This is a genomic window from Wolbachia endosymbiont (group A) of Gastracanthus pulcherrimus (assembly GCF_964028265.1).
In the GTDB taxonomy this organism is placed as follows: Bacteria; Pseudomonadota; Alphaproteobacteria; order Rickettsiales; family Anaplasmataceae; genus Wolbachia; species Wolbachia pipientis.
The window spans coordinates 343,746-356,888 of record NZ_OZ034763.1 but is presented as its reverse complement, the minus strand read 5'-3'; the positions used below and the strand labels follow the sequence as shown (position 1 = coordinate 356,888).

13 protein-coding genes, 2 tRNA genes and 1 rRNA gene are annotated in these 13,143 nt (G+C 35.8%); 10 read left to right on the top strand and 6 right to left on the bottom strand.

Translation table 11 applies throughout. The annotated features are described in order from the left end of the window. Positions 1–38: 38 nt before the first annotated feature. The 3 genes from sdhD to ABWU47_RS01910 form a co-directional block, all read right to left on the bottom strand. Positions 39–395, bottom strand: coding sequence for a succinate dehydrogenase, hydrophobic membrane anchor protein (gene sdhD / locus ABWU47_RS01920; protein ID WP_010963113.1), 357 nt, complete (start codon positions 393–395; stop codon positions 39–41). Next, positions 392–769 carry a succinate dehydrogenase, cytochrome b556 subunit gene (sdhC, locus tag ABWU47_RS01915; protein ID WP_007548462.1) on the bottom strand — a complete coding sequence of 126 codons (378 nt, stop codon included), beginning with the start codon at positions 767–769 and terminating at the stop codon, positions 392–394. Before sdhC ends, sdhD begins: the two co-directional genes overlap by 4 nt. Before the next feature lie 100 nt (positions 770–869). Then, positions 870–2,374: ribosomal RNA gene (locus tag ABWU47_RS01910) — 16S ribosomal RNA — on the bottom strand. Positions 2,375–2,527: 153 nt separating this feature from the next. Between ABWU47_RS01910 and ABWU47_RS01905 the strand changes: the two genes are divergently transcribed. After that, positions 2,528–3,142, top strand: a complete 615-nt coding sequence (locus ABWU47_RS01905; RefSeq protein ID WP_006279813.1) for a hypothetical protein — start codon at positions 2,528–2,530, stop codon at positions 3,140–3,142. 509 nt (positions 3,143–3,651) lie between these two features. Beyond that, positions 3,652–3,828: a hypothetical protein gene (locus ABWU47_RS01900; RefSeq protein ID WP_174930890.1), complete on the top strand. Its 177-nt coding sequence runs from the start codon at positions 3,652–3,654 to the stop codon at positions 3,826–3,828. Positions 3,829–3,940: 112 nt separating this feature from the next. Here ABWU47_RS01900 and ABWU47_RS01895 read toward each other — a convergent pair whose 3' ends face one another. The 3 genes from ABWU47_RS01895 to ABWU47_RS01885 form a co-directional block, all read right to left on the bottom strand. Next, on the bottom strand, positions 3,941–4,792 hold the full coding sequence (locus ABWU47_RS01895) for a ParB/RepB/Spo0J family partition protein (RefSeq protein WP_006279814.1): 852 nt from the start codon (positions 4,790–4,792) through the stop codon (positions 3,941–3,943). Then, entirely contained in the window at positions 4,789–5,631 is an 843-nt protein-coding gene (locus tag ABWU47_RS01890; protein WP_077188426.1) for a ParA family protein, read from the bottom strand. Before ABWU47_RS01890 ends, ABWU47_RS01895 begins: the two co-directional genes overlap by 4 nt. 90 nt (positions 5,632–5,721) lie before the next feature. Next, positions 5,722–8,202 carry a response regulator gene (locus ABWU47_RS01885; protein WP_006279816.1) on the bottom strand — a complete coding sequence of 827 codons (2,481 nt, stop codon included), beginning with the start codon at positions 8,200–8,202 and terminating at the stop codon, positions 5,722–5,724. A 160-nt stretch (positions 8,203–8,362) separates the two neighbouring features. On the opposite strand from ABWU47_RS01885, the gene hemF reads away from it, so the two are divergent. The 8 genes from hemF (at position 8,363) to sucC (ending at position 13,140) form a co-directional block, all read left to right on the top strand. Next, positions 8,363–9,187: an oxygen-dependent coproporphyrinogen oxidase gene (hemF, locus tag ABWU47_RS01880; RefSeq protein WP_006279817.1), complete on the top strand. Its 825-nt coding sequence runs from the start codon at positions 8,363–8,365 to the stop codon at positions 9,185–9,187. Positions 9,188–9,268: 81 nt separating this feature from the next. Beyond that, complete coding sequence (locus ABWU47_RS01875) at positions 9,269–9,991, top strand: hypothetical protein (RefSeq protein ID WP_236717764.1); 723 nt, start codon at positions 9,269–9,271, stop codon at positions 9,989–9,991. A gap of 50 nt (positions 9,992–10,041) precedes the next feature. Next, positions 10,042–10,404, top strand: coding sequence for a hypothetical protein (locus ABWU47_RS01870; RefSeq protein ID WP_223823129.1), 363 nt, complete (start codon positions 10,042–10,044; stop codon positions 10,402–10,404). 68 nt (positions 10,405–10,472) lie between these two features. Beyond that, a tRNA-Glu gene (locus tag ABWU47_RS01865) sits at positions 10,473–10,544 on the top strand. Between the two features lie 28 nt (positions 10,545–10,572). Continuing rightward, positions 10,573–11,259 (top strand): 16S rRNA (uracil(1498)-N(3))-methyltransferase, encoded by a 687-nt coding sequence (locus ABWU47_RS01860; protein ID WP_006279818.1) that lies wholly within the window; start codon positions 10,573–10,575, stop codon positions 11,257–11,259. Positions 11,260–11,477: 218 nt separating this feature from the next. Next, positions 11,478–11,551, top strand: a tRNA-Pro gene (locus ABWU47_RS01855). A 199-nt stretch (positions 11,552–11,750) separates the two neighbouring features. Then, positions 11,751–11,951, top strand: coding sequence for a 30S ribosomal protein S21 (gene rpsU / locus ABWU47_RS01850; protein ID WP_006279819.1), 201 nt, complete (start codon positions 11,751–11,753; stop codon positions 11,949–11,951). Positions 11,952–11,988: 37 nt separating this feature from the next. Next, positions 11,989–13,140 carry an ADP-forming succinate--CoA ligase subunit beta gene (sucC, locus tag ABWU47_RS01845; protein ID WP_006279820.1) on the top strand — a complete coding sequence of 384 codons (1,152 nt, stop codon included), beginning with the start codon at positions 11,989–11,991 and terminating at the stop codon, positions 13,138–13,140. Positions 13,141–13,143 lie beyond the last annotated feature (3 nt).

The window sequence follows — 13,143 nt, the reverse complement described above, 5'->3', positions numbered from 1 at the left end:
TAGTACACTAATGATATATTAACACAGCACCGGTGATTTTACAAGAAAATATGCCTGTAGAAGATAAAGATTGTAAAAGCGAGGGTTATATAAGTAATGCTTGATAAGTACTTTATGCATGTAATTGTAAAAATCCTCAAAGGTACGCTGTGTATATAATCTTCGCATACTACCTGCATTCCAAGAACTGCGTGCCAAAAAATGCAAAACAACAACACAACAAAAAATAAAAGCTCTAGAGGGTGATTAATAAATTTTTCACTAAAAGACAAAGAGCTATCAGTATAAAATGTGCAAGAAAATGAATAGATAAACCAAGGAAACAGGAACAGTAAAATTACCGCAGAAACACGCTGAACCCACCAATGATGTACTGAATTTCCAGACTGACTCATATAAACATAAATAAAAAAGCCATAGTAGAAAGAAGTAGCGTTACTGTCAGCAGTATAGCACTCCTTGAAACGCCAGTAATTTCTAAATTAAGCCCAGCATCCCACAATAAATGACGAATACCATTAAGAAAATGATATACAAAACTTATAAAACATAAGACATAAGCTAATTTAGCAACAGGAGTGAATAATAATGCATTTAAGTACCTTACTATAAGTAACTCAGGAAAGTAAACATGTAATATGAAATACCAAGAAAGTATCATTAATAAAAGGAATAGCAAGATACCAGTCAATCTATGCATAATAGAGAAAAAACTAGTAACTTGTACTTTATATATTTGTAAATGTGGAGAAAGAGGTCTATCACTCATAAAATTCCGTTATCGGGAAATTAAAATAAAGTAGAAGTAAAGACAGCAGTACAGCACATAACAACACCATCATTAAAAATGGTAAGTTATGCGCAAAGCCTAAGGAGGTAATCCAGCTGCAGATTCCCCTACTGCTACCTTGTTACGACTTCACCCCAGTCACCGATCCCACTTTAAATAACTCCCTCCTTGCGGTTAGGTCGTTAGCTTCGAGTGAAACCAATTCCCATGGCGTGACGGGCAGTGTGTACAAGACCCGAGAACGTATTCACCGTGGCGTGCTGATCCACGATTACTAGCGATTCCAACTTCATGCACTCGAGTTGCAGAGTACAATCCGAACTGAGATGGCTTTTAAGGGATTGGCTTAGCCTCGCGACTTTGCAGCCCATTGTAGCCACCATTGTAGCACGTGTGTAGCCCACTCCATAAGGGCCATGATGACTTGACATCATCCCCACCTTCCTCCAGTTTATCACTGGCAGTCTCCTTAAAGTCCCCAGCATTACCTGATGGTAACTAAGGATGAGGGTTGCGCTCGTTGCGGGACTTAACCCAACATCTCACGACACGAGCTGACGACAGCCATGCAACACCTGTGTGAAACCCGGCCGAACCGACCCTATCCCTTCGAATAGGTATAATTTCCATGTCAAGGAGTGGTAAGGTTTTTCGCGTTGCATCGAATTAAACCACATGCTCCACCGCTTGTGCGGGTCCCCGTCAATTCCTTTGAGTTTTAATCTTGCGACCGTAGTCCCCAGGCGGAATGTTTAACGCGTTAGCTGTAATACAGAAAGTAAAACTTCCCATATTTAACATTCATCGTTTACAGCGTGGACTACCAGGGTATCTAATCCTGTTTGCTCCCCACGCCTTCGCGCCTCAGCGTCAGATTTGAACCAGATAGACGCCTTCGCCACTGGTGTTCCTCCTAATATTTACGAATTTCACCTCTACACTAGGAATTCCTCTATCCTCTCTCAATCTCTAGATTAGCAGTTTTAAAAGCAATTCCAAGGTTGAGCCTTGGGATTTCACTTTTAACTTACTAATCCGCCTACGCGCCCTTTACGCCCAATAATTCCGAATAACGCTAGCCCTCTCCGTATTACCGCGGCTGCTGGCACGGAGTTAGCCAGGACTTCTTCTGTGAGTACCGTCATTATCTTCCTCACTAAAAGAGCTTTACAACCCAAAGGCCTTCTTCACTCATGCGGCATGGCTGGATCAGGCTTTCGCCCATTGTCCAATATTCCCCACTGCTGCCTCCCGTAGGAGTCTGGACCGTATCTCAGTTCCAGTGTGGCTGATCATCCTCTCAGATCAGCTATAGATCATTGCCTTGGTAGGCTATTACTCCACCAACTAGCTAATCTAATATAGGCTCATCTAATAGCAATAAATTTTTCCCCCGTAGGGCGTATACGGTATTAGTTGCCGTTTCCAACAATTATTCCGTACTACTAGGTAGATTCCTATACATTACTCACCCGTCTGCCACTAAGTTATACCATAGCAAGCTACAATATAACTCCGTTCGACTTGCATGTGTTAGGCCTGCCGCCAGCGTTCATTCTGAGCCAGGATCAAACTCTCAAATTTAGACTTCAACCTATAAAAGGTTGAGGGTACATCGGATAAATCCGACAAAAAATAATTTAGCTTAATACTGCTGTCTTTATTTCTACTTTAGAAATATTTTAATCTCCAACTATTCAAACAACTTTAAGAATATTATTATATGATATAATCACTATGTCAATATGTTTTTGCAAATCAAAAGCATTAATGTATAAATATATAACTATTTGGAATATTACCATGAAAAAATACATCTTTCTGCTTGCACTCGCGCCAATGTTAGTTGGCATCACATTATACTTATTGCGCAACATTGATAACACAAAACAATCTATAACTGCAGGTGACAAGTTTTACGAAGTATTATTCTTAAAAAAAGATAATAAGCCGCTGCTAGAAGAAATAGATTCAAATTGGGAGTATTTAGCAAATTTTGAACGCGCATTCAATCATATCTCAGATTCAATGCCAACAGACACAGCATCTATTTATAATGATTTGGCAGATGATAAAGATGCTCCTGGTGTTTTGCGTGAGTTAGCACAATATTTAGAAGTAATGAGCTTACTTCACTCCAACGGTGAAAAAATAAATAAAGACAAAATTGATAATTTAGAATCAAGCACAGTATACCCTTATTCAAGCCAAGAAGCCATCGCTATAGTAAAGATACACAATAACGACGTTAAGGGTGCAACTGAAATATTGCGTTCCCTATTAAATGATAGAAAATGCCCTATCCTAATCAAAGCTAATGCACAAGAATTACTCAGGATATATGGGAGTTAACTCATTGGACTTTTTGCATAGCTTTTGGCAGCGCATTGGATGAAACGAAAAACTTCCTTGACAAGCCTCGCCAGCTCCCTTATCATAAAACTGAAGCTATTTATTTATCTTCGCAATCTGTGCAGGTTAATGACAAAAAACTTAGGGTATTTGGCGTCTCATGTTTAATTTTTCGCACTACGTGCATCGCATGTCTTTAAAAATTTTTAGGTTTTTACCTATATAAGCCGAAACGCGCTTACAAAGCGTTTAAGACAGCAAAAAACGTCAAATTGACAAGGGAGAATTTGAATGCTAGCTACTACGGGGTTTCTTTGCCTTTTTTCCTGCTTAGTAAATTTCTTAAACACTTGCGGTGTAGGTTAGTTGCAAGTTAAAAGCAGCTAAATCGCTCTTAATCAAGCGTTTTAGAATAAAAAAAACGCCGATATTTTAGTACATGGTAAATAGCCAACCACCACGGGGTTTCTTTTGCCTTTTTTTTCATTTGGTAAATTTTTTAAATATTTATGGCTAAAGATTGCACGAATGTTGCAATTACAAAAACGATTTCTACTAGGGTATCACGCACTGGGATGACACCATTCTTTTTCCTGGATCCAAGTAGTCAGGGCACTGGGATGACAGCTACCCTGACAATCGTCATCCCGCTGCTTGTTAGCGGATACCGCGGCGGTATGACGTAGAAGTTATACTTTTATGCTTACCAACTTAATAAAATTCCTGGATTCCAGTGTCAGCTACTTTCATGACACCAACAGTTGATATTGGTTTGTTGCTTTGCTAGCCAACTACTAGCTATGCCTCAAGTTTCCTATTCAAAATTTTCAATATCAAATCCAATTCATTTGGATTATCATACCGTATCATAACTTTACCCTTAGAATTGTTGTCATTAATTTTGATCTTTAAACCAAGTTGAGAAGATATAGCGCCTTCTATTACTGTCATATCTTGATTTCTAGTATATCTCTGCTCTTTTTGATTGTTGTTTTGATGTAGGTCCTTTATCAGTTTTTCAGTTTGTCTAACGCTTAAGCCCTGAGAAACTATTTTTTCTGCAATACTTTCCGCATTTTCAACATTAATCAACGCTCTTGCATGACCCATAGACAATTTTTTCTCATTGATCATTGTTTTCACCCTATCAGGGAGCAACAACATCCGAATCATATTGGTTATGTGGCTGCGGCTTTTGCCTATAGCTGAAGCTAATTCCTCATGTGTATAGAAAAACTCATCTATCAGTTTTCTGTAAGCTTCACCTTCCTCTATTGGATTAATATCTTGCCTTTGTATGTTTTCAATAATGGATACTTCCAAGCATTCCTTGTCGCTCAGATCTTTTATGATAACCGGCGCACTATCAAGATTTGCAATCTTGCTTGCTCGCCAACGACGTTCTCCAGCTATTATTTCATAACCATCATCATTTGAATCTTTGCGTACCACGATAGGCTGTATAATGCCACTTTTCTTTATCGAATTTGCAAGTTCTCTTAATGACTCCTCGTCAAAATGTTTCCTCGGTTGAAATTTGCTTGGGTGCAGTAATGAAATAGGCAAATGCTCTTGTCGATCTTCTTTATTATCATAATTATCGCCTATGAGGCCGGCAAGACCTCTGCCGAGGCGTCTATCATCCTTCATACTACGCCCTCGCTTACTAGTTTCTTCTCCTTACAACTGCTGGCATGCTTTTTTAAAATTTCCCTTGCCAAACTTATATATGCTTGTGCACCAGGACACTTAAGATCATACACAATAGCGGGTTTTCCATGAGAAGGCGCTTCTGATAACCGTACGTTACGTGGAATAACAGTCTCATACAATGGGATGATAGTTTTGTATACTTTATCATTTAAATACTGGCAAATATCGTTTTTAATCTGTTCACTGAGTTTGTTGCGCCTGTCATACATTGTTAACACTATCCCTTCTATTGCCAAAAAAGGGTTTAGGTTATTTCTTTTTATCAGCTCTACAGTTTTAACTAAATGGCTCAATCCCTCCAAAGCAAAAAATTCACACTGAAGAGGGACAATAATAGAATTAGCAGCAGTCAAAGCATTTATGGTTAGAAGCCCAAGTGATGGAGGGCAATCGATGATTATATACTCATAATTATCGCGTATCTTCTCTAATGCGCTTTTTAGCACAAATTTTCCTCGCTCAAGTTGCGATAATTCAATTTCTGCAGCTGATAAATCAACTACTGACGAAATTAGTGATAAATTTGGAATTTCCTTTATATTGAAAATTGCCGATTCTATCAATCTATTTTCGCTGCTTAGTAGTATTTTGTATATGTTTTTTTCTTCCCTACTACGATAAGAAATCCCGAGTCCGGTGCTAGCATTTCCTTGAGGATCAAGATCTACCAATAAAGTGCTTTTTCCTACAGCAGCAAAGGCTGTCGACAAATTTATACTAGTTGTGGTTTTGCCAACTCCACCCTTTTGATTTACTATTGCAATAATCTTGCTCACGCCTTTTATCTTATGTATAAAATAATTCCATTGTATATATGCAAGAAACTTTTGCATTAGAAAATTTTTTTGTTGCTAACCACACTAAAATTAGACTGTCTTTTTTACTTTGTGTAACACACTTTGAACCTTGTTTCCTAATTCATTCAGAGTGAATGGTTTTGGCAAAAAGTGAAAATCTTCTATATTGATGTCATCACTCTTTAAAAAAGCATCTTCTGCATACCCAGAAATAAAAATAACGTTGATATTTGGCCTATGGATCAATGCTTCTTTAACTATTTCTGGGCCGCTCACCTCTGGCATGATTACATCAGTGATTATAAGATCTATGTGTTGACTTTTTTTACTGATTATTTCTAGCGCCTCGCTGCCTATGCTTGCTTCTATTACATCAAATCCTTTTCTTTTGAGTGCTTTAGAGATGAATTCCCTTACTGAATCTTCATCTTCGATTAATAAAATTATACCATTACCTTTAATTTCACTTACTACCGGTTTTTCTGTTTCTTCACTATCTTCCTCTCTATCATTTTCATCTGATATGTAAACCATGGGCAAAAATATGCTAAATTTAGTTCCATGATTTACTTTGCTAGCAACATAGATGTATCCTTCAGTTTGTTTAATAATGCCATATACAGTAGAGAGGCCAAGACCTGTACCAGAGGTAATATCTTTGGTAGAAAAAAATGGATCAAAGATCTTTTCAGTTGTATCACTCGTCATTCCACATCCAGTATCAATTACTTCAATCACAACATAATTTCCATGTTCAATCGCTTCCTTGTCTGGAGAAAACATATCCTGAGGTGTAGAATTTAATGAGTCAATCTTTTGATTAAAGGTTCGTATAGTTAATTCTCCGCCCTTTTCCATAGCAGCACTAGCATTGACTGCTAAGTTAAGTATAACTTGCTCTAATTGCCCTTGATCAGCCCTAACAGCACCCAAGTCTCTACCATAATAAATATTAAATTTTATATTTTCACCTATTAATCTTTTTATCATTTCATAAAGATTAGCTATAGTATTATTTACATCAATAATTTTTGGCTGCAAGGTCTGTCTTCTTGAGAAAGCAAGCAATTGTCTTACTAAATTTGATCCACGCTTTGCATTTTGCTGTATCTGTATTATATCTCCAAAAGATGGGTCACCAGCTGAGTGTTGGAGTAAAAGCAAATCGCAAAATCCTATTATCCCAGTCAATATATTGTTGAAATCATGCGCAATACCACCTGCTAACTGCCCTATAGCTTGCATCTTTTGATAATGCTCAAGCTTTATCTCTAGGTTTTTGTGTTCAGTATTGTCAATAAAATAACAAAGTATGAAGATCATTTTATTATGAAGAAACTTATTGAAATATATTTTTATGTTATTACCGCCGTTGAGCTGTACATCAAAAGACGCATTATTTATTCTATTACTCGAAAAATATTCACGTATTTTCACATGATAACTATCCAATATCAACGTAAAGATTGAATTATTATCTGACCCTGCAAGCTTTATTAGTGCCGTATTTTTCTTTACAAAGTTGCCGTTTATGTCACATTGTGCAATAGCAATTGATGAATTTGCAAAACAAGGGTGTAATTGATAATCAACAATATTTGATTCGGTTGGTGTTATAAAGCCATATATATAGCTATGGTTGTATTTATCACAAAATATAGCAGTGCTCATATAAGCCTTGAATGGAATACCACTTATAGTAAAAAACAAAATTTCATTATCGGTTGTTGTATTGTTATATTTAGATTGAGATATAAAATCACTGATTGAGCTACCTTTTTCCAGTTTTTTTAGTTCAAATATGTCTAAAAATCTTTTATTTACAGATAAAATCACCCCTTTGGCATTTGCAATGTAAGTTCCTATGCTGTGTTTTTCTATTAACTCTTCATATATCTGCTCCTTGTTTATCTGTGTTGCTTTTAATACAAAATACCCATCTGGCCTTGCTATTGGCACTAATGATAAATTTAAAATCTTATTACTATTTATAGCAATTTGGGGATTATCTGGTATCGGCTCAAAGAGCAAAAGAAAGTTAGATACTCTATTCTTCTTGTTTAAGGAAATGCATACCTGTACAGAAGAGTTATTTTTTAGTGCATGATAGAGTACTTTTTTGTCTGCTTCTGAAACATCTCCTATTTCAAGAATCTTGGCTAACGTAATGTCATCATCTATATGATCTTTAAACCTTTCGTAGAACCTTGCATCAGCATAAATAATACCTTCATCCTTATGTAAAATAAGGCAAAATTCTGTATTATGATTTAGTGCATTTGCAAATATTGCATTTTGAAATTCTATAGTATTAAGTAGGTATCTGTAGCGTTTTACATTATACATCATAAAGAGAGTTGTTAGAATGCTAACTAATAAATTAATCTCTATATTAATATGCTGACTATATATATCAAAAAAGTAGAGTATCGATATTGCTACTGGAGGTAAGAGCATAATAACTGCCATCACAACAATTGACATTCCATAATTTCTTAGTATGAAGTCAACCCTGTTCTCTTTTTTGTTATCTATGTATCTTTTATTCATTATTGTTACTTGGCATTGTTGTACATACGAAAATGTTCTATTATATTGATTTAATTATTATAGATTTATTAACGTCTTTGATAGATAATTATCATCCAAATCTAATTAAGTTCCTTAAATATCAGATATAACAATGTTAATAAGCTAGCAAGAGGATATTATGGAAAAACAAAAAACACAAGCATTTAAATGGTTCTGTGCACTAAGAGATAAGATCATAGAATCTTTCTTATTAATTGAAAAACAATCATCCGCAGAGCCAAAGATCGAAAAGAGAAAGTGGGATCGCCCAGGTGGTGGAGGTGGTGAATCTACAATTATTTTTGGTAATGTTTTTGAAAAAGTTGGAGTAAACGTTTCAAAAGTACACGGAAAATTTGCAGATTCAGCCATTAATGAAATTCCTGGTGCAAGTGAAAGTAACGGAGAGTTTTGGGCAAGCGGCATATCTTTAGTGTCTCATATGCAATCGCCCCTTATCCCTTCAGCACATATGAACACAAGGCTGATATATACTTCAAAACAATGGTTTGGTGGAGGAATGGATTTTACGCCAATATATAAAAATGAAGAAGATTGCAAGTATATCCATGAATCAATCAAAATGACATGTGATAGATTTGACACCGGATATTATCCAAAATTTAAAGAGCAATGTGACAATTATTTTTTCTTACAACACAGAAAAGAGCCGCGTGGCATTGGTGGCATTTTCTATGATAATCTGAGTTCTGGCAACTGGGAAAACGATTTTGAGTTCACAAAAGCAGTAGGTGAAGCCTTTTTGGAAATTTATTCGCACGTCATACGTAAACATATGCAAAAATCTTGGACAAAAGAACAACGAGAAAATCAATTAATAAAACGTGGCAGATATGTAGAATTCAATCTGTTATACGATCGTGGCACAAGGTTTGGTTTAATGACTGACGGCAATCCAGATGCAATTATGATGTCAATGCCACCACTTGTTAAGTGGTTATAGAGAGCTGCTATTAGTAGAAAATAAATCATCATAGTTTAAAATTGTACCATGGTAGTGAGCTTTTATATAGGGGGTATAATCATGGGCATAATAGATAATTTTTTAATTAAATCTGTCAAAAACAATGACATAAAAGGTGTTAAACTGACTCTCATTCTCTATGATGCATTAAATAGTTTTAGAAAATTCTTTTCAAAGACTATGTCTCTCAAGAATACAGGATCATTTGATATAAATAATAATCAAGCTTTAAATCAGGCTTTAGGACATGCTACAGATCACAAAATAATGGAATTGCTGATTAATCGTGGAGCTGATATCCACTCAATAGATGAGAATGGAAAGAATGTTATAATTCGTGTTATTGAGAGTTTAGCAGAATCAAAAAATCTAAAATTGGATAGTGAGAAAAACTTACCAGCAGAGATAATTCTTCACCCCACAGTTTCCTTTTTACTAGGAAAAGGCGCAGAGTATTATTCTACAGATGATTTGAATATTGAAGCTATACAACAAAAACCTCCTAGAACTTTTGAGTATAAGTCAAAGAATACTAGCTATGATGCTTTGCCTTCAAAAGAGCCCATTTACGCTGAGGTGTATGACACTAAGGTTAGTAACTCATTAGGGGAGAATGGTTATTTGAGTGTATCAGAAGAATCTATTTATGCTGAAATATATGATTCACATAAAAAATCCACTGAAAATTTATCATTGGAAGATAGTGGTTATTTGAGTATATCAGAAGAACCTATTTATTGCACTATAGATGATCTTTCAGAACAAAAAAGCCTACTAGCCTAAAACAGAAAGAGCCAGAACAGTCGTCAGAACCTATTTATGCTAGGGTAGATTTGTCCAAGAAAAGAGCAGAAAGAAAAGCAAAAGACATAAAAGCTAATTCTGGAACTTGCCATGGGTTAGTGCAAGATAAAGTGAATGATTGGCAAGTGAAGCTAAATGAGCTAAGTGCTAATAAGTCGATAAGTCAGCAACAGACTAATGATCAAAAAATTAAGACCAAGGCTGGCTTTAGTGTAGAAGAAATAAGGCAGAAATATGAGCGTAGAGATTCTGGCTACGATTCTGGCTATGATTCCGATACAAAAGTTGAACAACAATTAGAATTAGCTCCTAAATCTGAGATAGGTTCAGTGAGTATTGAGCATGGAGTAATAGGAGGCTGTCGATATAAGATTACTGATATATCCCTCTAACTATGTGATTCAAAATAATTGAATTGACTTTATATATGTAATCGATATAACCTAGTTAGATTCAAGTTGACTCTTTCGTCTAGTGGTTAGGACACCACCCTTTCACGGTGGTAACACGGGTTCAAATCCCGTAAGAGTCACTCAAGTAGAATATAATTAAAGTTTTGAATGGGAAAAATTAGGCTCTATGTTGAAGAAGCTTTATCACAAGGCGTGAGTTTAGCACTTAATCCACAACAAAGTCACTATATTTGCAATGTAATGCGGCTTAAGAAGTATGATAATCTCTCTCTTTTTAATGGAAAAGATGGAGAATGGTTAGGAGAAGTAGTTAATATATCGCGTAAATTGACAGAAGTTACACCCAAAGAATGCACTAAACAACAGCAATATGAGGAAAATTTATACCTGTATTGTGCCATGGTAAAAAGTGCTGCTTTGAACAACATAGTAAGACAGGCAACTGAAATGGGAGTAATCTGCATTCAATTTATTTCAACAGAACGTACAGTGGTAAAAAATATTAACCTAAGTAGAGCAAAATTACAAGCAATCGAAGCAGCGGAACAATCAGGTAGGATAAGTATACCAGAGATTTTGCCTCCTATTAACTTTTGTGAGTTACCTGATTCCCAAAGTAAAAATTTTGTTTTGTGTGATGAAACAGGTAAAGCTGATAAAGTGCTGAAAGGCAAAAAAAATGTTGCTATTATTGTTGGTCCTGAAGGTGGTTTTTCATCTTATGAACTTGATCTTGCCGATAAGTTTTGTCAAAAATTGAGTCTAGGAAAAAGAATTTTAAGGGTCGATACTGCTGTAGTTGCTGCACTCACTTTCACCAATTGGTGTAGCTAGATTTTTAAATATGGCTAAGGTTTGGGTCATAAAGAAATCTGGTTCAGTGTTGCGCGCACAAAAACCCTGTAGACTTTCTACGAAGCAGTCTGTTGTTAAAGAGGAGCTAATAAAAAACATATTCTAAGATAATATTAAATCTCATATTATATTTTTTCTAAAGTAAACAAATGAATCTTGCATTTTGCCTGAGTTATTGATACTCTGAGTAAAGAAGTCGGGGCGTAGCGCAGCCTGGTAGCGCATTTGGTTTGGGACCAAAGGGTCGGGAGTTCAAATCTCTCCGCCCCGATGTTAGCATAATCGTAAGAACGCTGTAACATAAGAGCAATCTCCATCAGTAAGCAAGTAGCTGACACTGGAATGACATTATTTACCATGTAAATTATGGCATATTACATTTTAACGCTCAAGTTTATAAAATAATTGACAATGTTAATTTTCTAATTTATAAATAGATTTTGAAATGATTACCGAAGGAGGTATAGAGTTTGATAGAAGTATCAGTCCATTATGGTGATGTAGACAGAGCTCTTCCAGTATTGAAAAAAACAATTCAAAAGGAAGGAAGAGGGTTGAAAATGAAAAAACAATATCATGAAAAAAAATCAGAAAAAAGAGCTAAAAAGAAAGCTGAAGCTAAAAAAAAGAGGTACCAACAAGAGTGCAGAAGGCAACGTTATGGTTGGTAGTTTGTACTCAAGTTAATAGTTTATCATTGGTTATTTTATGAATATTCACGAATATCAAGCGAAAGAAGTTTTGCATAAATTTAATGTCCCAGTGCCAAAGGGTTTTGTTGCTACATCTGCAGAAGAAGTAAAGACTCAAGTAAGTCAATTAAAATCTGACGTGTTTGTAGTTAAAGCTCAAATTCATGCAGGTGGTAGGGGTAAAGCCGGTGGCGTAAAGCTAGCAAAGTCAGTTGAAGAAGCTCAACAGTTTGTAAAGGACATGATTGGTATGACTTTAGTTACTCATCAAACAGGGCCAAGCGGGCAGCAAGTAAGAAAAGTGTACGTTGAAGAAGGCTCAAGCATTAAGAAAGAGTATTATTTAAGCCTGGTAATCGACCCGAAGCTCAGTAGGCCAATATTCATATTTTCCTCAGAAGGTGGAATGGACATCGAAGAAGTGGCAAAAAATTCTCCTGCAAAAATTGTGAAATTTGATATTGATCCTGCTACAAGTTTTGATAGCAGCAAGTTAAGCAGCAGTTTTCATTTGAGTCCAGAACAAATAGAAAAGATATCGAACATTGCAAAAAAAATATATGATGCGTTTATTGCAACTGATGCGAGCCAAATTGAAATTAATCCACTGGTTGAAACAAATTCTGGAGATTTTATTGCGCTCGATGCAAAAATTAATTTCGATGATAATGCTTTATATCGTCACCCAGAAATTATGGAACTTCGTGATTATGATGAGGAAGTGAAAGAAGAGATAGAGGCTTCAAAGTATGGGCTCAGTTACATCAAAATGGATGGCAGTATTGGTTGCATGGTAAATGGTGCAGGTCTTGCTATGGCAACAATGGATATAATAAAATACTACGGAGCAGAGCCTGCTAACTTTTTGGATGTTGGTGGTGGAGCGAGTAAAGAAACTGTAACTGAAGCATTTAAAATCATATTGTCTGATAGCAACGTAAAAGGAATTCTGGTTAACATATTTGGTGGTATAATGCGTTGCGATATTATCGCAAGTGGAATTGTTGCGGCTGCAAAAGAAATGAGCATTAAAGTTCCTCTAGTGGTTAGATTATCAGGTACTAATTTTGAAGAAGGAAAAAAAATTTTAGAAGAGTCAGGATTAAATATTATTGCTGCAGATGAGCTAGATGAAGCTGCGCAAAAGATAGTAAAAGAGGTAAAATAAAGC

Excerpts from the sequence above, each read along its gene's own strand:
- sdhD (WP_010963113.1), bottom strand. The coding sequence starts at position 395 with ATGAGTCAGTCTGGAAATTCAGTACATCATTGGTGGGTTCAGCGTGTT.
- sdhC (WP_007548462.1), bottom strand. The coding sequence starts at position 769 with ATGAGTGATAGACCTCTTTCTCCACATTTACAAATATATAAAGTACAA.
- ABWU47_RS01905 (WP_006279813.1), top strand. The coding sequence starts at position 2,528 with ATGTCAATATGTTTTTGCAAATCAAAAGCATTAATGTATAAATATATA.
- ABWU47_RS01900 (WP_174930890.1), top strand. The coding sequence starts at position 3,652 with ATGGCTAAAGATTGCACGAATGTTGCAATTACAAAAACGATTTCTACT.
- ABWU47_RS01895 (WP_006279814.1), bottom strand. The coding sequence starts at position 4,792 with ATGAAGGATGATAGACGCCTCGGCAGAGGTCTTGCCGGCCTCATAGGC.
- ABWU47_RS01885 (WP_006279816.1), bottom strand. The coding sequence starts at position 8,202 with ATGAATAAAAGATACATAGATAACAAAAAAGAGAACAGGGTTGACTTC.
- hemF (WP_006279817.1), top strand. The coding sequence starts at position 8,363 with ATGGAAAAACAAAAAACACAAGCATTTAAATGGTTCTGTGCACTAAGA.
- ABWU47_RS01875 (WP_236717764.1), top strand. The coding sequence starts at position 9,269 with ATGGGCATAATAGATAATTTTTTAATTAAATCTGTCAAAAACAATGAC.
- ABWU47_RS01860 (WP_006279818.1), top strand. The coding sequence starts at position 10,573 with ATGGGAAAAATTAGGCTCTATGTTGAAGAAGCTTTATCACAAGGCGTG.
- sucC (WP_006279820.1), top strand. The coding sequence starts at position 11,989 with ATGAATATTCACGAATATCAAGCGAAAGAAGTTTTGCATAAATTTAAT.